This window comes from Paenibacillus sp. LjRoot56 (assembly GCF_964253335.1).
In the GTDB taxonomy this organism is placed as follows: Bacteria; Bacillota; Bacilli; order Paenibacillales; family NBRC-103111; genus Paenibacillus_E; species Paenibacillus_E allorhizoplanae.
In genome coordinates this window covers 44,754-65,218 of sequence record NZ_CAXURV020000003.1, presented here as the reverse complement: position 1 = coordinate 65,218, position 20,465 = coordinate 44,754, and the positions used below count along the sequence as shown (strand labels likewise).

15 protein-coding genes are annotated in these 20,465 nt (G+C 44.1%); 13 read left to right on the top strand and 2 right to left on the bottom strand.

Translation table 11 applies throughout. From position 1 onward, the window contains the following. The first annotated feature begins 221 nt into the window (after positions 1–221). From ACSQ8O_RS19505 to ACSQ8O_RS19495, 3 genes are all read left to right on the top strand, one after another. Positions 222–1,130, top strand: a complete 909-nt coding sequence (locus ACSQ8O_RS19505; protein ID WP_436243010.1) for a phosphotransferase family protein — start codon at positions 222–224, stop codon at positions 1,128–1,130. A gap of 476 nt (positions 1,131–1,606) precedes the next feature. Continuing rightward, complete coding sequence (locus ACSQ8O_RS19500; RefSeq protein ID WP_436243009.1) at positions 1,607–1,765, top strand: hypothetical protein; 159 nt, start codon at positions 1,607–1,609, stop codon at positions 1,763–1,765. Between the two features lie 170 nt (positions 1,766–1,935). Further along, complete coding sequence (locus ACSQ8O_RS19495) at positions 1,936–2,286, top strand: GrpB family protein (protein WP_436235123.1); 351 nt, start codon at positions 1,936–1,938, stop codon at positions 2,284–2,286. Positions 2,287–2,601: 315 nt separating this feature from the next. On the opposite strand, the gene ACSQ8O_RS19490 is transcribed toward ACSQ8O_RS19495, so the two are convergent. After that, the gene (locus ACSQ8O_RS19490; protein WP_436243008.1) at positions 2,602–3,435 is read right to left on the bottom strand and encodes an AraC family transcriptional regulator; all 834 of its coding nucleotides are present in this window, start codon (positions 3,433–3,435) and stop codon (positions 2,602–2,604) included. 142 nt (positions 3,436–3,577) lie between these two features. Here ACSQ8O_RS19490 and ACSQ8O_RS19485 point away from each other — a divergent pair, with 142 nt between their 5' ends. From ACSQ8O_RS19485 to ACSQ8O_RS19450, 8 genes are all read left to right on the top strand, one after another. Then, positions 3,578–5,593, top strand: a complete 2,016-nt coding sequence (locus ACSQ8O_RS19485; RefSeq protein WP_436243007.1) for a beta-galactosidase — start codon at positions 3,578–3,580, stop codon at positions 5,591–5,593. Between the two features lie 251 nt (positions 5,594–5,844). Next, a complete protein-coding gene (locus ACSQ8O_RS19480; protein WP_436243006.1) occupies positions 5,845–8,652 on the top strand; it encodes a glycoside hydrolase family 2 TIM barrel-domain containing protein in 2,808 nt (935 codons plus the stop codon). A gap of 16 nt (positions 8,653–8,668) precedes the next feature. Next, a complete protein-coding gene (locus tag ACSQ8O_RS19475) occupies positions 8,669–11,209 on the top strand; it encodes a beta-mannosidase (RefSeq protein WP_436243005.1) in 2,541 nt (846 codons plus the stop codon). Between the two features lie 199 nt (positions 11,210–11,408). After that, positions 11,409–12,302: an ABC transporter permease gene (locus ACSQ8O_RS19470; RefSeq protein WP_436243004.1), complete on the top strand. Its 894-nt coding sequence runs from the start codon at positions 11,409–11,411 to the stop codon at positions 12,300–12,302. Between the two features lie 3 nt (positions 12,303–12,305). After that, a complete protein-coding gene (locus ACSQ8O_RS19465; RefSeq protein ID WP_436235129.1) occupies positions 12,306–13,199 on the top strand; it encodes a carbohydrate ABC transporter permease in 894 nt (297 codons plus the stop codon). A 62-nt stretch (positions 13,200–13,261) separates the two neighbouring features. Further along, positions 13,262–14,932: a hypothetical protein gene (locus tag ACSQ8O_RS19460; RefSeq protein WP_436235130.1), complete on the top strand. Its 1,671-nt coding sequence runs from the start codon at positions 13,262–13,264 to the stop codon at positions 14,930–14,932. Between the two features lie 158 nt (positions 14,933–15,090). After that, positions 15,091–16,875, top strand: coding sequence for a sensor histidine kinase (locus ACSQ8O_RS19455; RefSeq protein WP_436243003.1), 1,785 nt, complete (start codon positions 15,091–15,093; stop codon positions 16,873–16,875). Positions 16,876–16,878: 3 nt separating this feature from the next. Next, positions 16,879–18,474, top strand: a complete 1,596-nt coding sequence (locus ACSQ8O_RS19450) for a response regulator (protein WP_436235132.1) — start codon at positions 16,879–16,881, stop codon at positions 18,472–18,474. A gap of 195 nt (positions 18,475–18,669) precedes the next feature. On the opposite strand, the gene ACSQ8O_RS19445 is transcribed toward ACSQ8O_RS19450, so the two are convergent. Next, entirely contained in the window at positions 18,670–18,864 is a 195-nt protein-coding gene (locus ACSQ8O_RS19445; RefSeq protein ID WP_436243002.1) for a hypothetical protein, read from the bottom strand. A 258-nt stretch (positions 18,865–19,122) separates the two neighbouring features. On the opposite strand from ACSQ8O_RS19445, the gene sigK reads away from it, so the two are divergent. Both sigK and ACSQ8O_RS19435 read left to right on the top strand, forming a co-directional pair. Beyond that, positions 19,123–19,653: an RNA polymerase sporulation sigma factor SigK gene (sigK, locus tag ACSQ8O_RS19440; protein WP_436243919.1), complete on the top strand. Its 531-nt coding sequence runs from the start codon at positions 19,123–19,125 to the stop codon at positions 19,651–19,653. Positions 19,654–19,828: 175 nt separating this feature from the next. Next, on the top strand, positions 19,829–20,458 hold the full coding sequence (locus ACSQ8O_RS19435) for an ABC transporter ATP-binding protein (protein ID WP_436243001.1): 630 nt from the start codon (positions 19,829–19,831) through the stop codon (positions 20,456–20,458). Positions 20,459–20,465 lie beyond the last annotated feature (7 nt).

Sequence of the window (20,465 nt, the reverse complement as noted above, 5' to 3'; positions counted from 1 at the left end):
GAAAACACCATTTTGTGGATTGGATAACTTTATTCTCACAAAGATTCGTTGCTCTAACGAGTAACTTTACATAAATAGGGATCGCCGGCTGCAGTGCAGTTTGACGATCCCTATTTCGCTGAAGTAACGGGAGAAGAGTTGATTATTAAAGGTTTTGTACCTATGAGGAGTACAGCCATGGTGCTAAGACAATTTTATACCTTAGTTAAGGAGCTGTTGTAGTGTCAGAGAAAGGCAAACTTGTCTCACAAGTGTTACTAATTGCGGAGAAAACTGGTTTAACTGAAATTACGCCTATTGAGCTTAGTAATGGTGGGAATCTGATTATTTACTTGGCTCCCCATCCGATTGTTGCCCGAATAGCGACTGTCAGTTCAAAAGAAGATTCAGAGAATGCATACAAGATACTTGATCGAGAATTACGGGTAGCACGTCACCTACAATCCAAGGGCATCCCCGCGTTATTGCCTTCTGAACTTATTGATGCAGGACCGTACGATGTTGGTGGTGCATGGATGACACTTTGGAGATATGTTCCTCCTACACAATTACAACTTCCTTCACCGAGTGAAGCCGTTGAATTGGTATACAGACTTTCAATAGCAATGAAAGACTTCTCTGGCGACCTTCCTGTGCTTGGAGTTTGGGAACGAACATGTCAATCGGCTAATAAATTAAGGAGTAATCCCGATCAGCGCATACAAGCATTACTAAGTGTATTTCAAAGGGTAAATAAACAGATGCGCATCGATCCAAGTTTATTAATACCGTGTCATGGCGATGCGCATGCAAGAAACTTATTACCAAGTCCAGAGGGATGGATCTGGTCGGACTTTGAGGATGTATCATTGATGCCAGCATACTGGGACTTGGCTTCATTTGTTAGTAATCAAGCATTATTCGGCGGAATACAGGAGCCAACTTTTAGATACATATTGGACCATTTCGATAACGGCACCGATCTAAAATCTTTTGGACTTGCTATTACTGCACGTACACTAATGTCCACGCTAGGAAACTTGGATTTCTCCTTTTCGGGCCAAGGAGATTTGGAATTTGCCACTAGACAGTTAGAACTTGCGGAAGATTTTGTTCGTCAAGTAGAACTAATAATTGCAGGAAGCGATTAAAAGTACGTAGGATGTATTTAAGTGGGGTGAGAAATTTTTGAGAATCCGTGAGGTAACATCAGAGGGCTTTACCTTCATTAATTCAGATGGAGAAACTTTCGTCGACTTTATAGTGTGTAATGAAAATTGGGTTATGTATAACAAGAGGAAAAATAGTTGGACGGATGATGAAGTTCAAGCTTTTCGTACCAAAAGTAAATGTGTCGGAGAACGGGATATCTGTGCAAAGCCATGGTGTTTTACATTCTTTACAAAGCCCTTTACTAAAATTGAATTCACGAATTTTAACGCACAGAAAGAATTCGGGTTTTCAAACCAAAATACTTGAAGTTGGTTGGACCACATTTGACATGAGTTGATTAAGTTAATGGGTAACTAAGTTGAACAAAACCTAAATAGGCTACCGCATGTAGCCTTTTGTGATAACGGACGTAATTTTTCGTTTTATAGTAAAGTAAATCGTGGAGGTGTGGTTTGTGGAGCGTTCAATTAAAATTATGTTGTTGGGAATTTCTTTTATGTTAATCGGTCTATATATTCAGGGTGAACCTGGAATAATGCTATATGGTACCGAAGTCATTATCGTTTTATTTGGTTTTTTATTAACCGTTGTGGGTGTTTTCACCAAGAGGTAGCAGGTTTGTTCGTAAGTTGAATTGCTAATCTAACGTAAGAACGTTTGTTCAATAATAAACATGAGAAGGCTGCCGAGATCATTGTTCGGTAGCCTTCTCAACTATCAAGTAGGAATACGAAAATCATCTACGAATTTACATGTAATCATGTTGGTACTGTCAGGAGGAGTTTGAATGGGTTCCAGTCTTATGTACGTGAATATGACCCTAGTTGGATTCATTTGTTTGAACAGTTACGAGGCTTTGTACATCCTGTTATAAGCGATTTTGCAGTTACAATAGAACACGTTGGTAGTACATCCGTTCCGGGGTTAGCAGCGAAACCGATTATTGATATAGACGTGGTGGTGTCTACGCAGTCGGATGTCCTAACTGCCATTCAAAGGCTAGCAACCATTGGCTATGTTCATGAGGGTGATTTAGGAACTACGGGACGAGAGGCATTTATTCCTCCCGTCGATGTAATAAGGAATGACGTCCCTGCGAAACAGTTGCATGTTGAAAGCTTAGCTTCCTGGTAATGATTGAAAAAGGAAAATTATTTTGTTCTCTCTATAAAAATTTATTTTTTACAGGGCGTTTCTACTATGATTTGCAACTTATTCTCCGCGATGGAGGCGTGTATTTATGCTAGAAACCGGTTAAGGTTACATCGTTTTTTCTTCTTTGTTATTTTAGGTATTGCAATGCAAATTAACCAAATGACGTACTTGGGGAATCAAAATGAAATCGTGACGCTTAACGCTGGAGTGGTGCAATAGCCTCAAAGCCAGTTATGAAATTGTTATAGCCTAAGTTGCGGCGATGCCGCTGCTTAGCGCTTTATTTTTACGTAATCAACCTCTTCTTAACCTGCGAAACTGTTCCGGCGTCATATTCTCAAATTTTTTGAACCGTTGGATGTAATAGGCGCTGCTAGAAAAGCCGACCTTCTCGGATACATCCTTAACGGATAGATCGGTGGATACCAACAATTTTTTTGATTGCAGAATGCGGCAATCGGTCAGGAACTCGATCGGTGTTTGACCGATGAGTAGATGGAATTGTCTACTGAAATGGGAAACGCTGTAGCCTGCCCTCTCCGCCATTAGTTCCAGTGTGAGGAACTCCTCGCTGTGCAATCGGATCCATTCCGAGGCAGCAATGATTGTGTGTCGCTTTCCGTTGCCCGGCGTAACTTGTGAGTTCCCTGCATGGTTTGCAAGCTCAGCTATCATTTCGTAGAGCAGTGCCGACAGGCGAACCTCGCCTCTTTCCAAAGAAGGAACCCCATACGTGAGTAATTCACTCCAAAGTTCGTCTAGTCCCTCAGCGTCTTTCCAAGAAAACGTCCAAACCTCTTGCGCCCCTTTGCCTTGCAGTAATTCATCAATCCCTTCTCCTTGAAAATGTACCCATCGAATGTCCCAAGGATCCTCATGATCCGCATAATAGATTTGTTCGACACCAGGACCAAACAGAAAACCGGATCCGGCATGGAGCGTTATGGTATTGTCACCAATCTTTACATAACCTGTCCCGCTACGGATAATGTGCCAATTATATGACTTGAATTGCCCAATTCCCCTGTTCTCGCTATGAGAGGGGTCATTGTAGTAATGTCCGAATGACTCAGGATAACATACGAATCGCTTAAACCGGGGTTGTGCAATAAAATGGTTAATTCTCATGTTCCCCTCCGTTTATAGCATAATATTGATATGATAATCAAAATATTAGGATTTACCATCCTATTGACTGTACCTATAATAAGCCTATCAAGATATAAATCAGCATAATAACAACATACTCATTTGAAGAGGGGAATTCAAGATGTATTTTGGCGTAGACTATTACCCAGAGCATTGGCCAGAGGAGCGTTGGTCGATCGATGCGAAGATGATGAGGGAAGCTCATATTAATATCGTAAGGTTGGCGGAGTTTGCTTGGGCGAAGATGGAACCAGAGGAGGGAACTTACGATTTTTCGTGGTTGGATCGTTCCATCGAGGTATTTAGTAGCGAGAAAATCAAGGTCGTTCTAGGGACACCAACTGCTGCCGCTCCCAAATGGTTGATGGATAAGCACCCGGACATGTATCCCAAGGACGTGTATGGATTAAGCAAAGGATTCGGTACGAGAAGGCATTATTGTCTAAATCACCCTGTTTATCGGGACTACTCCAAGAAGATTACACGCGCTTTGGCTGCTCACTACAAAGATAACGAAAATATCGTCGCCTGGCAGATTGACAACGAGTTTGGCGGAGCCTGTTATTGCCAAAGCGATCTACATGCTTTCCAAATTTGGCTTCGCAAGAAGTATGGAGCGCTTGATAAGCTGAACCAAGAATGGGGTACGATCTTCTGGAGCCAGACTTATCGAACGTGGGAAGAAATTATCCTACCTGTCTACTCGTCCAGCGATGGCTTCAGCCAAAGTGGAGATGGAAGTAACAGGATGTTAACGCCGTTTAATCATAATCCAGGTTTGCAGCTCGACTATCAACGCTTTTTCTCAGATTCCACAGCTGACTATCAACGCCTACAAATAGAGGAGATTCGCGCCTTCAGCTCTTTGCCGATCACGCACAACCTGATGGGTCACTTCAACGAACTGGATTATTACGACTTGGGCAAGGATCTCGACTTCATCAGTTGGGATAACTATCCGAACAATATGTGGGCGAAATCCAAGCCAACGAATACCGCTATGGCGCACGATCTCATGCGAGGTATCAAGAACAGCAACTTCTGGATGATGGAGCAGCAAAGTGGACCTTGCGGATGGCATTCAATGGGGGATACGCCTGAACCAGGACAAGTACGCTTATGGACATATCAAGCGATTGCACATGGAGCCGAAGCCATGGTTTACTTCCGCTGGCGGGCTTGTACCGTAGGTATTGAACAGTACTGGCATGGTATTCTCGATCACGATGGCCTCGGTCGCAGGCGGTATCGGGAAGTTAAGCAAATCGGACAAGAACTCATGAAGCTATCGAGTCTCTTTGTAGATGCGAAGAACGCTAGCCCCGTCGCACTTATTAAAAGCTATGACAATGTATGGAGCCATCGCGCCCAGCCCCACAACCACAAATTCACTTATGGCGGACTGCTCGATTCCTATTACAAGGCTGTCACTAACCAGCATATCGGTATGGACGTAACTAGCGTGGAGATCGACTTTGCTCCCTATAAACTTGTTATAATGCCGGCCTTTAACCTAATGACGGAAGAAATCTCAGATAAGTGCGAGACTTATGTGAAGAATGGAGGCTCGTTGCTTATCACGTTCCGTTCAGGTACCAGAACCTGGAATAATCAGATAACCACCATGACGTTTCCAGGATTATTTCGCGAATTAGCTGGTGTAGAGCTCGAGGAATTCGATTCCATTAACTTTGGTCGCACCGTCACAATTGACGGCTCGTTCGGTGAAGGCACGTCATCAACTTGGTGCGACGTTCTGAAGCTTACCGGTGCAGAGGTGCTGGCCGATTATGATAGCCATTACTATAAAGGCACACCAGCCGTAACCGTGAATACCTTTGGAAAGGGCAGAGTCTATTATGTCGCTTGCGACTTGAACGATGAGGCTATGAGTAATCTGATGAGTCTCATCGTACAACGTGAGAAGATATCGACTATCTTACCTAAGTCGTACGAAGGAGTAGAAGCGATAGAAAGATCTAAGGACGGGCAATCGTATCTTATGTTGCTAAATCATAATAATGCAGAAATAAAAATGGAACTTAACGGCTCGTATCGCGATGCGTTAAGTGAGACGGATGTTCAAAGCCAAATCGTTCTCGCGCCTTATGCGGCGCATGTACTTTTGAAGACATAATTCCAATTCAAACACCACTCCTAAGTCGACGCTTTGGTAACTAGGGGGGTGTTTTGTTATTTATTTATTTATTTATTTATTTTGAATTATTGTAATGATTTAGGTGATAAATTCCGTTTTTAATCGTTAACATCTTCTCAAATCGATAGAAATCTGATCGTTGTTACATATCCCGTTTTCTGAACCCTATGTACAATAGTGGTATAAAGAAGAGTTTTGTACCATTAATTGCAAGGAGATGTGGATTTCACATGTTGGGTAAGATAGGTTTGGAAGGAAACTGGAAGCTGCAGTTGGATAAGCATAAGCAAGGGCTACAATTACCATACGAAGATTCGATTGTGTTGCCTAATACTACTTCAAATGCCCGAAAAGGAGAGAAACTCGACAGCATTATTATCGGGGCTCTGACAGATGAATATGCGTTTGAAGGAAGTGCTTGGTTCGCCAGAGAAGTTGAAATCCCGGAAGAGTTTAGCGGAAAAAACTGCATTCTATTTCTTGAACGAACAAGGATAACAACAGTCTGGATTGATGGGCGGGAGATTGGAACGCAGAACAGCTTGAGCACTCCGCATCGCTATGAGCTTCATGATGGACTTAGCTCGGGCAGACATGAAATTATAATACGAGTGGATAATACCGGGTATCCGAGCAAAGGAGGGCATCTCACTTCCGGCGACACGCAAACCAATTGGAACGGGATTACCGGCCGGATCGAGCTGCAGTTTTACGGTGAGGCTTTCCTGAATAATGTGCGAATTTATCCCGATCTTCCGAAGCGCTCATTCACGATTACCGGGAACATAGTCGGAGATTGGGCCAAGATGGCATTGACCGTCACAGCGGAAAGTTTCAATGGGGAAATAAAATATGAGGCACCGGTGCAGGTTTTTGAACTATCCTCTAAAGTTGTCTCAGTGAACTATGAGCTAGGGGAGGACGCCTTACTGTGGAGTGATGCGCAGCCGAACCTTTATACCTTGAACATTCGTTTGAAAAGAGAAAGTGGAGAAGTACTGGATGTGCAAGAGTTGATCGCGGGATTACGGGAATTTAAGACGAACAGGGACAAATTCACGATTAACGGGGCGAATACACTCCTGCGCGGAAAACACGATGGCTTAATCTTCCCGCTTACCGGATATGCACCTACTGAAGTAGATGAATGGCTAAGGATCATGGGCATTTCAAAATCGTACGGGATCAATCACTACCGGTTCCATACCTGCTGTCCGCCCGAAGCCGCATTTATTGCTGCAGATCTACTCGGCATCTACATGGCACCCGAGCTGCCATTCTGGGGAACCGTCACCGATGAAACCTATGAGAATCATGATCAGGTTGAGCAGGATTATTTGATCAGCGAAGGGTATGCCATGCTGGAAGCTTACGGGAATCATCCTTCCTTCGTCATAATGTCACTTGGGAATGAACTTTGGGGCAGTAAAGTAAGGCTCGATGATATTTTAAAAGCTTATAAATCATTCGATGATCGCCATTTGTATACGCAAGGGTCCAATAACTTTCAGTTTGCTCCGGACATTTTGAGGAACGATGATTTTTTTTGCGGCGTGAGGTTCTCGAAAGACCGACTGATCAGGGGGTCTTATGCGATGTGTGACAGTCCTCAGGGACATATTCAGACGGACCGGCCTAACACGATCATGGATTATGACGACATGATCGTGCCTCAACAGCTTTCTTTCAATGAAACGGAGAACGGCAGCGGAGCCACGATTCAAATCCAGTACGGCACCGGCGTCAAGACGGTAGAGACGAATCATACGGGTAGTGAACTCATTCCTCAGGTTCCAGTCATTTCTCATGAGATTGGGCAGTTTGCCATGTATCCTAATTTCGAGGAGATCGGTAAATACAAAGGCTCCCTGAAGGCTAAGAATTTTGAGGAGTTTCGGAATAGACTTGAAGCGAAAGGGCTTGGCCATCTGGCGGAAAAGTACTTCTATTGCTCTGGAAAATTGGCAGTTGCGTGCTATAAGGAAGAATTGGAAGCCGCATTCCGCTCGAAGCGTCTTGCGGGCTTTCAGCTTCTGGATATTCAGGACTTCAGTGGACAAGGGACAGCGTTGGTTGGTATTCTGGATGCCTTTATGGATTCCAAAGGACTTATCACCCCTGAAGAGTGGCGCAGCTTCTGTGGGGATGCCGTTCTGCTAGCCCGGTTTGAGAAGTACAACTATCAATCAGGAGAAGTACTCCAAGCTCAAGTCGAGCTTAGCTATTTTCGTGAACATTCACCTAATGGGATGATTATGCAATGGGAATTGAGAGATGGTATCACCATAATTGCCGAAGGTGAAGCCATTATTTCAGTGAAAACAAGCGATAATCATATTGATATTTGCGAGATCCGCATGCAGCTTCCAAGCGTAACTAGTATGACGAAAGTAACCCTTCTTCTGAAGGTCGAGCAAGCAGGCTTGAGCAAAACCTATGATTTCTGGATGTATCCTGGAAATGTCGCACTCGATGTTTCAGACATTCATTTGTTCCATTCGCTTGATGAGAAAGCGGTCAATTTGCTTGAGCAGGGCGAGAGTGTGCTGCTTCTTGCTAAACCGGACGGATTGACCGGAGCGGTTTCTGGCACATATTGTACCGACTTCTGGTGTTATCCGATGTTTCGTTCCATTTCCGAAAGTATGAATAAACCTGTACCAATCGGGACAATGGGGCTAGTGATTGACAAAGACCATGCCGTGTTTAACTATTTTCTCACAGAAGAATACTCCACCTATCCATGGTGGGAGATTGTTACCCACTCCAGCTCAGTTATTCTGGACGATTTACCGCAATCTTTGCAGCCTATCGTCCAAACGATCGATAATTTTGAGCGTAATCATAAACTGGGCTTGTTATTCGAAGCTCGCGTTTTAAACGGAAGAGTTTTAATGTGCGCAATAGATTACGACAATGTCGTAGCTACGCTTGAAGGCAGACAGTTACTGTTTAGCATGATTAGCTATATAAAATCAGAGGCTTTCGATCCTACAGTAGAAATTGAACTTGAGCAATTGCAACGTATTCTTTTGTAATCACATTGGAGGAACTATGAACAACAAACATTTTGTAATAAGCAACTGGAAATTCAAGGCGTGTGATGAGATGGATTGGATGCCAGCTCAGGTTCCCGGTACCGTGCATACCGATTTATTTAGAAACGGTTGTATCGCTGATCCGTTCTACGGGATAAATGAGCACGAACAGCAGTGGATTGACAAAAAAGATTGGGAGTACGAAAGCACCTTTGAATTAGAGAATGCCTGGTTGGATCTACCGGCAATCGAAATCGTGTTCGAGGGATTGGATACGTACGCTGACGTCACATTGAACGGGAGGCACGTGCTTTCGGCCGATAATATGTTCCGTGTATGGAGGGCTGATGTCAAGCCGCTGCTGCGTCCAGGTTTGAATGAATTGACTGTACGTTTTTGTTCGCCGATAGCTGAAGATTTACCAAAGCTGGAGAAGCTAGGTTACAGTCTGCCTGCTGCGAATGATCAGTCCGAGCTTGGTGGTTTAGGTGATCATCGTATTAGCGTATTTGCACGCAAAGCACCCTATCATTACGGCTGGGACTGGGGGCCGCGCTTTGTGACTAGCGGTATCTGGCGTGAGGTTCGCTTGGAGGGCTGTGCGGGTCCTGTTATACGCGATCTTTACATTCGTCAGGACCGTGTCAATCTTGAAGTAGCAGAGCTGACGGCCATATTAGAGATCGAAGCAGTTGAATCTTGGTCAGGCCATCTGCGTGTATCTACGGGTGAGCAAGTGTTGGAAAAGGGAATTACGCTTGAGCCAGGTGTACAAGAAGTGGCGATAGAGGTGAAGATCTCTGAGCCCGCATTGTGGTGGTGCCGGGGGCTGGGCGAACCGAATATGTATGAATTTAACGCGGAGCTAGTTGGTGAGGATGGCAGTACCCATGTGGTAACGGTGACAACTGGACTAAGGGATATTAAGCTGATTCGGGAAAAGGATGAAGCTGGAGCTTCTTTTCGTTTCGAACTGAATGGGATTCCACTTTTCGCCAAAGGGGCTAACCATATTCCTAACGATAGCTTTCTGACTGAGGTGACGGCGGAGCGTTATCGCCACGAAATTGCTTCAGCAGCCGAAAGCGGCATGAATATGTTGCGGGTATGGGGCGGGGGGATATACGAACAAGACATTTTCTATGATCTATGCGATGAATATGGCATTCTGGTTTGGCAGGATTTTATGTTCGCTTGCAGCATGTATCCTGGGGATGAAGCTTTCCTCATGAATGTTGCATTTGAAGCTGATCATAATATTAAGCGATTGCGCCGTCATCCCTGCATTGCGCTATGGTGCGGCAATAATGAGATTGATTCAGCGTGGTCGAATTATGTGGAGAATAAAGGCTGGGGCTGGAAGCGAAACTACACAGCGGAGCAGCGTGAACAAATATGGGCAGACTACGAGTCGGTGTTCCATGATATCTTGCCAAAAGCCGTGGCACGACTGGCGGCCGATGTGGCGTATTGGTCATCCTCGCCTATGCGTGGTCTTACGGGAGATGAGAACCAGCATGCCTTTAGCCTATCCGGCGAAGGTGATATCCACTACTGGGGCGTGTGGCATGCTTCGGAACCGTTCGCTAACTACAATACGCATATCGGTCGGTTTATGAGTGAATACGGATTCCAGTCGTTCCCGGAGCTGGATTCCGTGTTGAAGTATGCACCAGAAAGTGAGCTGGCGCTGGAATCTGATATCATGATGGCCCATCAGAAAAATGGGCGTGGCAACCAGTTGATCAAGGAATACATGGACATGTACTTACCTGTGCCTAAGGACTTCAAATCGTTCCTGTATATGAGCCAGGTACTCCAAGCGGAAGCAATCCGTATTGCAATTGAAGCGCATCGCCGGAACAAGCCTTATTGTATGGGCACGCTGTACTGGCAGATGAACGATTGCTGGCCGGTCGCTTCCTGGGCTGGCATCGACTACTATGGACGCTGGAAAGCGCTGCAATATACGGTTCGCAGAAGCTTCCGGGACGTCATATTGACGATATACGAAATGGCAGATCGTTCGATTGCCGTTAATCTCATTTCGGATAAGAGAGAACGGGTAATGGGCTCGCTATGTTTATCTCTGTATGACATTCAGGGAGGTCTGATTAAAGAGGAGACACTTCAGGTTGAAGTGGCAGCGGATTCGGTCACTGAAGCGACGGTACTGAACCGAGAGCAGTGGCTCCAAGGCTGCGATCCACGGCAGGTTGTTTTGCAAGCCATGTTTCATGTTGATGGAAATTCGGTAGATAGCAAACCGTACTATTTTGTCTCTGCGAAGGAGTTTGTGCTTCCAATGACGCAGATCTCAGTGCAGGAGGTTTCAGGCAGCGGTGGCACTCGCTATAATCTACAGAGCAGCGTGTTGGCTCGGCAAGTTTGGATCTCTGCAGAGGTGGAAGGGATTTTCTCTGACAACTATTTTGATCTAATCCCAGGAATACCGGTCACGGTGGAGTTTCGCCAGCGCAACAACGGAGAGGGAGAGGCTTTTATCCCAGGAAACCCCGGTAAGCTGACGGTACAATCGATGGCTGATTTTGTGTAGGTTGGCAGGTTAATACGCGAATCCTCGTACATTGTTCTTACAATAAAAGAAGATATCTTCCATATTGGTTGATGTCTTCTTTTGAGGATGATAGCGCTTACTTAAAACATCATATGAAATCGATAGAAATCTAATCGTTGTTACATGTTAAGTTCTCTCCTTCCCAAGTAGAATAATGATATAGAAAAGGAGGGAGCATATGATTTCAACGTTATATAAATATCGCTGGCAATATATGATGATTTTACCAGCAGTCGTGTTGCTGTTTCTGTTTAATTATATCCCTATGGCCGGTATCCAAATTGCCTTTAGAGACTTTAAGATAGGCTCTTCTATTTGGGGAAGTAGTTGGGTTGGCTTGGACAATTTTTCATTTTTTACTGAGCCTCAATTTTGGAAAGTGGTTCAAAACACGCTTTACATTTCGGTTTTGAAATTTGTTTTCGGATTTCCTATGCCAATTCTGCTCGCTCTCATGATCAATGAGGCTAAAAATTCGACTTTTAAGAGGTTTGTGCAGTCGGTTAGCTATCTGCCTCACTTTTTCTCTTGGATCGTCGTAGCCTATATCCTGCAATCATTCCTTACATTAGATGGCGGGCTTGCGAACGATTTGATCGGGCGGTTAGGAGGAGATCCCATTTTCTTCCTAGGCTCTACAGAATGGTTCCGCCCTATGATCGTTTCAAGTGGATTGTGGAAAGAAGTTGGTTGGAATACAATTCTCTATTTAGCGGCAATCACGACGATAGATCCTCAACTCTACGAAGCGGCGAAAGTTGAAGGAGCGGGCAAACTCGCTCAAATACGACACATTACGCTGCCGGGTATGTTGCCGACGATATCAATCGTGTTGATATTAAGCATTCCGAGTTTAATCAATGTTGGCATGGATCAGATTTATCCAATGATGAATTCCGCGAATCAAGATGTGGCGGATGTTCTTGATACTTACGTGCTTCGTAATGGACTTAAACAAGGCTATTTCGGCATGGCAACCGCTGTTGGTTTAATCTCTTCAGTCATTAGCCTGCTGCTTGTCGTAGCTACGAACTCGGCATCCAAGAAACTCAACGGCGAGGGGCTGTGGTAACACATGAAATCAAATGGGTTTGAACGTGTGGGACAAGCCTTCATTGTTGTCTTGCTACTGGTATTATGCGTGTCAATCATTTATCCATTCCTATACATGCTGGCAATTTCTCTTAATACCGGGGCAGATGCAGCAAAGGGAGGGGTGTATCTCTGGCCCCGTTCGTTCACTTGGATCAACTACGAGATCGTTCTAGGTAATTCAGTTATTCGACATGCTTATCTGATTACCATTGCAAGAACAGTTTTAGGCACAGTAGGCGGATTGGCTGTTACCATGTTGGCCGCGTACGGTTTATCATATAAACAACTTCCATTTCGGAATGGCATTCTAATGTATGTACTACTCACAATGCTGTTCAGTGGGGGATTGATACCCTACTATATTCAATTGTATAGTCTCGGACTAACGAATACCTTTTGGGTCTATGTTATCCCTGGTCTATTCTCCGCATGGAATATGTTCGTCATGCAGAAATTTATACAGGGCATTCCCGAAGCATTGATAGAATCAGCCGAACTAGACGGTGCGGGTCCGTTCCGTATTCTCTTTCAAATTATCGTTCCGCTTTCAAAGCCAATGTTAGCCGCGTTAGGACTTTTTACGGCTGTAGGGCATTGGAATGATTGGTTTTCAGGTGCTTTTTATGTTAGCAAACAGAATTTGATCCCGGTTCAGACATTCCTGCAGCAACTACTAACTGCCCAAGATTTGTCAGCCGTTATGAGTTCAAATCAAAACCAAGAAGCGCTTGCACGAAGCTCCTTGAGCAATATTACACTCATGTCAATCAAAATGGCCACGGTTATGATCAGCGCACTTCCGATTCTAGCTGTTTACCCTTTCCTGCAGAAATACTTTGTCAAAGGTGTAATGGTCGGTTCAGTCAAGGGATAACTCCAGGGTATTAGGCATTTTATATATACCAGCTAAGTTAGTAAAAAAAGGGAGGCATAAAAATGAAAATGAAATCAGGTGGGTTAAAAAGTTCTTTGGTGCTGGGGTTGGTTGCCACGTTGGGTATTACGGCGGGGTGTTCAGATAGCAGCAGTACTGGACAAAGTAGTACATCACCGGCTAAGGAAACTTCTAAAACAGCTACTGCAGCTAACTTTAAGCTTTGGCTCGGTTGGACAGCAACGGTTAATAATGATAGCTGGGTACAAAAATATTGGAAAACGGAAGAACCTAAAGTTGATGTTCAGATTGAAGCAACACAAGGGGATGCCGTTACCGCACTTAATCTAAAGCTGAGTACTGGCGGTTTTGATGATGCTGCTATTTTTGAGAGAAAACAAGTAGTTAATGATGCTATGAAGCGCTCCAATGTTATTCAACCACTCGAGAAATACTTTAGTATGCCAGATAAGTATCCCAATTTGGCAGCAATTCCAAAAGTATATCTGGATCAGATGAAGGATGGGGATGGACATATTTGGTCACTTCCTTCCTTCTTTGATGTGAATCCGACAGATCCATGGCCAGGTTGGTCCTCCAATGCGTGGTTCATTCGAAAGGATGTTCTCGACAAAGTAGGAATGAAAGTAGCAGATCTCTCAACACTTCAAGGCATCGAGACTTATTTGGAGAAGGCTTCACAATTAAAGGATGAGTCAGGTAAGCCGCTTCTACCAATGGGGATTCTTACAGATAAGAATGAAGAGAATGCTGTGCTTGCCGCATTCGGCGTGACCGTCGCTTCAGCAGGTGGTGTTACTCAAGTTAAAAAAGACGGTAGCGATTTTATTTTTAAGTATGACAACCCAGGGTTTAAGGCTGCTTATAAATGGATGAATAGTTTGTACAAGAAAAATCTCATAGATCCAGAAGCACTTACTGATAAAGGTGAAAGATATGTCGAGAAGAACAAAAGCGGCCGTTTTGCAATGAACGTTGGAAGTTTTTGGAACTTAAACAGTTCGCTTTGGGAACAACTTGATGGCCCAACAGCACCTGGCTGGTTCTATGAACCAATTCCTTTCCCTAAAGTTGATGGCGTCAGCCAGCTTGGTTATACTCAGATTATTAACCCTTATCCGCAATACGATACGTATATTAGTAAAAGTACGAAGAACCTAGATGCTATTCTATCATTCTACAACTATACGTTAACACCGAAACCAGAGATGAACATGGTCATTAACGAAGGACCTGCAGGTAAATATTGGAACTGGGTCGATCAACCACTTGGTAAATGGAAATTTACAGACCCGCAATACAAAGAACTGCGCAACTCTGGCGATAATGCCAAAAAAGCACAAGTGACACCAGAGCTATATTCAACATCAACGTTTAGCAATAAATGGTACGCATGGTGGACATCAGAGAATATTCATGCCGGTGGAGCTAAGACCGGAGAGTTTTCCCAACAGATCTCTAAAATGGGTACTACCCGAGTTGCAGAAAATTATGACATGGTGAAGGCGAAGACAGGAGGGGCTTGGGAAAAGTATGCTCCAGAATTAGATTCGGTATATAAAGAATACCGGGCTAAGCTGTTGATGGCAAAAGACGATGCGCAATTCGAAAAAGCTTGGAGTGATTTCACTGCAGCACTCGAGAAACGTGGACACTGGAGTGAGCTTAAGCAGGAATGGAATGAACAGTACAACGGGATGAACAAGAAGTAAGCCTACATGCGAATAGGTTGCTACAGACCTATACGCTAAGTAGCAGAATCATGTAAACTGAAATCAACGCATAAAGCGGAGCAGCCCATTCTACGTGGGCGCTCCCTTTTGTAGTTTCTAACGTGTAATATTTTGGCTGAATAATAGGAGAATGCCTAGTGCGACACTGGATTGAAAGATATATTATTCATTTGACCCGTACAATGAATCTTCGCCGTAAATTTGTCGTTTTTTACGGATTGGTTGTATTTATTCCTACAGTGATATTGGGATTAGGTGCAGGTTACCTGGCTCTTCAGAACGTCAGGGCGAACTATATGCTTACTATTAATGAAGCCATTCGACAGACGACGCAGAGTGTTGGATTCCGAAAGCAAAGCTATGATCTCCTTGTAAACCGGACAGGAACAGACGGAGAACTGATCTCAAGGTTAGCACGTACCTACGAGAATTGGTCGGAAAGGATTGAATCGGTGAACTATGTCGACCGATCATTTCAAGTTATGAGCCGTTATTTGCCAGGGATCGACGATTTTACAATTTATCATGTTAATCCAACGCTTGTTGAAGATGGCAGACTTCTGCGAAAGCCCGCTCATCGTCCATTTACTGGGGGTGATGAAGGGGTATGGTATGATAGTGTAATGGAATCACCTATCTCCTTGCAATGGTCAGAAGTACCAGGTGAGAACACAAAGCTGGTCGTTTCGAGAAAAATAACGAATACCAGTGGGTATGTCTTTGGTGCGATCTATATGCTTTTGGATTATGGAAGCGTATTCGGTGAATTAATGGATCGTCCCTTTAACGGTGCGGGGAGCCTATACCTCTTGGACGAGCATAATCGCATTGTTGCAGCCTCCAACCGAGGGATGATTGGCCAAGACGTTGCAAATACGACTATATCTAAATTTTGGGAAAATATTGGAGATAACGATAACATTACTTATGAGGGCAATTATTTTGCAGTCCGACATTTGAACGGTGAATGGAAAGTTGCTGCGCTAGTCCAGATGCGCCAATTGGAGAAACAATCCTCCATTATTGTGTACAGCATCGTGGCAATTACCATCTTCTTTCTGTTACTTTCTTTGTTCCTTGTCATGATTGTGTTTAAGAATATTGTGATACGAATTCGTAAATTAGGTACCCGGATGAGTAATATCGCCGATGGCGATTTCAATGTCTGGCTTGAGAATCGGAATAGAGACGAACTCGGTGACCTCGAGATCATGTTTAATCAGATGGCAGGTAGACTTGGAAACTTAATTGAACTACTAAGCAGTGCAAAGTTAAAAGAGAAAGAGTCATCGTTTCAGGCTCTTCAAGCGCAGATCAATCCTCATTTTATTTATAATTCACTCAGTTTGCTTCAGTGGCGAGCGCTTGATCAGGGAGATCAAGTTCAAGTGGAAGCAGTTGAAGCATTGACGACTTTTTACAGATTCGCACTGGATAATAAGTCCAATATTACGTTTATCAAGAATGAGCTTGAGCATGTACGTGCTTATTTGGACATTCAACAGCTCAGGTATCCGGAACGTGTCCGTATTGAATGGGAGATAGAGGAGGAAGTGTTAGAGCTCTATTCCATAAAGCTTATTTTGCAGCCCATCGTTGAAAATTCTTATATCCATGGGCGCATATTTACACGTTCGGATGCATGTATTTCTATTTCAATTAAGCGATATCATCATATGATTCATTTCCAAGTGAGAGACAATGGCAGCGGTATAGAACCGGCTACATTGGCACGTATCCACAATGGTGAACAAGCAGGCAAAGGAAATGGGTACGGTTTGTTAAATATAAGTGAACGGCTTTCTTTATATTTTGGCAATAAAGGCAAGTTTGAGATCGAGAGCACGCTTGGAGTAGGAACGGTAGTCACAATCCAATTGCCTGTCTACGCGGAAAAACCAAATATTCGATGGGAGGGATGACAATTGCTGCAGGCATTAATCGTAGATGACGAGCCGACACAGATTCAAGGACTAATTCGACATATCAATTGGGCGAGTTTGGGTTATACGATTCCATTTACCGCTGAAACAGGCGAAATGGCAATTCCTATTCTTGAAAGCAATAAAGTAGATGTACTAATCACGGATATATCCATGCCAGGCATGAATGGAATCGAACTCGCTGGCCTAGCGAAATCCATACATTCAGAAATTCAGATTCTCATCATCAGCGGGTATAATGAATTCGAATTCGCACAGGATGCCATTGAAGTAGGCGCTAATGGATATGTATTAAAGCCCCTTAAATTAGGCGAAATCGAGCGAAAACTTAACATATTTCGTCAAACACTTGAGAACGTGAAGCAAATCAATGAACAGACGCTGCATCTTAAATCCGTCGTATTGGAGAGTCAGGTGTTATTAAAGGAATCTTTTGTTCTTGAGTTGCTTGCTGATGAGCCGATTGAGGAGGATACGCTAACATCGTGGTTTCATCTTCTTGAACTACCGAGTGTGACCGATCGAATTCTGTTAATCATAGCCTCACTCGATCATCAGAATAGTCAGAGTCGTGATGTCAAAAGTAAGCTGTTGCTCAGTTCAGTGCTTCAGCAATCGATTTCTGTTTCGTTAAATGAAATGGGTTTCGTTTTGGTTGCGCCGCTGAAATCAGAAGGAGTCGCGGGTATTTTGTTAAATCCATCTACCGATACAAGGATGAACCTGGATAAACAAATGGGTTTTGTTCAAGACTATATGCGAAATACGTATCAAGTCTCGGTCACGATTGGTGTCAGTCGGGAAGGGCGTCATTGGACTGAAGTGGGACAGCTTTACCGAGAGATTAAGTATACTGTCGCTGATGCACGGCGGAGTGAGAACGGCTTACTTGTGCATGTCGGTAATGAAGAACGAAAGGTATATGAAAACTTTACGCAGCGTGAAACCATACTTCCCAATTTGCTTGCACTCGCAGAAACTGACAATAAGGAGCAGTTAATGATCGAGGTAGGGAGGGTGTTCAATGAAATGGAGGGAAATGCCCACTCGTTCGGCTATATGCAATCATTTAGTGTCAGTTTGCTTGGGGAGCTTTCACGCAAAATGTGGGACGATGTGGAGGGGATTTCCCATCTCAGTAATCGTGCATTGCACCGGCTATTGGAATGCAGAACAGCCCATCTACTTAAAGACATCGTCCTTGAATATATGGATTCGGCGTTCATCATTGCTCGGAAGGAACGTACGATACAGCAGCATCATCTCATCAATAATATCGCTACTTATATCGAAGAACAACTACCAACTAGTGTAACGGTTAAACAACTTTCGGATAAATTTCATATTAGCGCTGGTCATTTAAGCGTCTTATTTAAAAAGGAAACAGGCCAGACAATTTCTGACTTCGTCAAGAGTTTGCGAATGAAAAAGGCAAAGGAATTGCTTCAGGACCCAAGCATAAAGATTTACGAAGTAACGGAGCGAGTGGGTTTTCAAACTCCCGCTTACTTTACTTATCAATTCAAGAAGAACGTGGGCTGCACACCCCAGGAATATCGGGATCGCTATTATCATTGACAATATAATAATAGGCGCCACATGCAGTGATGATGATTGTCAACGTAACCAAATCGTTGTTTTGCCAAGAAGAGGCTTTCCCAAGAGATTGATTACTCGGGAAAGCCTCTTCTAGTTTGACTGAAATGGAGGGAACCGGGATTTGCCGCGGCCGGCAGGAGGGGCCTTGTCACTAAGCTGAAGTGCAGGGGGGTATTATTTGGAAGAAATTATGATATCTGGAATTTCAATATCCCCCAGTTGTACTTGTACCGTAAGGGTGATCACCTTGTTTGCTATGTTTCCCCCAATCAGGATCGCACCTTCCTGGTTATCTTTGGCAAGAATGCCATGAAGAATGGCATTCTCCACGAGCGGCTGCAGCGTTATTTTGGGTGTTATATGTACCAATATGTTCGTCTAGCGCGATGTGCAGGTTTAATTTGTTGGTATATAAGAGAGGGTCAGTTCGATATCTTCTTGAATGGTGATGATATCTTTTCCTTTGCTTAAACTTAATTTATAAAATTTCGCTAGAGCCAGAACCCAGAAAATGGGGATTTATTTGTGCCTGAAGCGCTATATGTTCGGCAGTTTTTAATGCCTGTCCGCTATTTACATTTTCGTAGTAAAATGCGTTAGGCAGGAGAACACTGACCTTGAAATTAAATTACGTTGCTTCGTGTTCACAACCTCAAAAAATTCGATAATACAGGGGAAGATTTGGAAGATCTGATCTCCATAGGTACTATTGGTCTGATTAAAGCCATTGAGTCTTTCTCTCCAAACAAAGGCACGAAGCTGGCGACTTTTGCTGCACGTTGTATCGAGAATGAGATCCTCATGCATCTACGTTCATTGAAGAAAACAAGGAAAGATGTGTCCCTACATGACCCCATCGGTACGGACAAAGAGGGGAATGAAATCACTTTGATTGACATTCTCGGCAGCGAGGCGGACGATGTGGTGGATGCGGTGCAAGTGAAGATCGAGAAGTCGAAGATTTATCGTAATTTGGAGATTTTGGACGACCGCGAGAAGGAAGTCGTGGTTGGTCGGTTTGGGTTAGAGCTAGGCGGCGAAGAGCGGACGCAGCGGGAGATCGCGAAGGAGTTGGGGATCAGTCGCTCCTATGTGTCTCGGATTGAGAAGCGGGCGCTGATGAAGCTGTATCATGAGTTTTATAAGGCGAAGCGGTAAGGAATAGAATTGAATCGCAGACTTCATTTATTTGGCATCAGATAATGGAGGCGAAGACAATGACAGCCTTAATTCAGATTGAACATGTTAGTAAGTTTTACTATATGGGTGGAGAAACATTCGAGCGTTAGATGACATTTCGCTAGACATCGCTCAAGGTGAGTATTTGGCCATTATGGGACCATCAGGTTCAGGAAAATCTACGCTGATGAATATCATAGGCTGCTTGGATGTTTCGGATGAAGGTCTGTATGCCCTAGATGGGAAGCAGATTCACGTTCTAAAGGACTCACAACTGGCCGAGATTCGGAATCGGAAGATCGGGTTTGTTTTTCAGAATTTCAACCTGCTGCCCCGACTAAATGCTTATGAAAATGTGGAGCTACCGTTGATCTATCGAGGATTATCGAGAAAACAGCGGGAGCCTCTGGTTCTAAAAGCGCTGGAATCTGTCGATCTTTTGGATCGCAGAAGGTACTTTCCATCGGAGTTATCTGGCGGGCAACAGCAACGCGTTGCAATAGCCCGCACGCTGGCGGGTGATCCACCGATCATCTTGGCGGATGAGCCAACAGGGGCCTTGGACTCGAAAACTGGCGTGGAGATCATGGATATTTTCAGGCGGCTGAATGAGCAGGGACGGACAATTATTGTGATCACGCATGATTGGCAGGTCGCGGAGCAGGCGAAGCGGGTTGTGCGGTTTCGGGATGGGCGGTTAATAATAACCTCCAGGTTGAATGACGAAGGCTACAAGAAGAAACTAGATGGATATGATATTGTGTTGAAAAAAAAGCAAAAATGAATGTCTC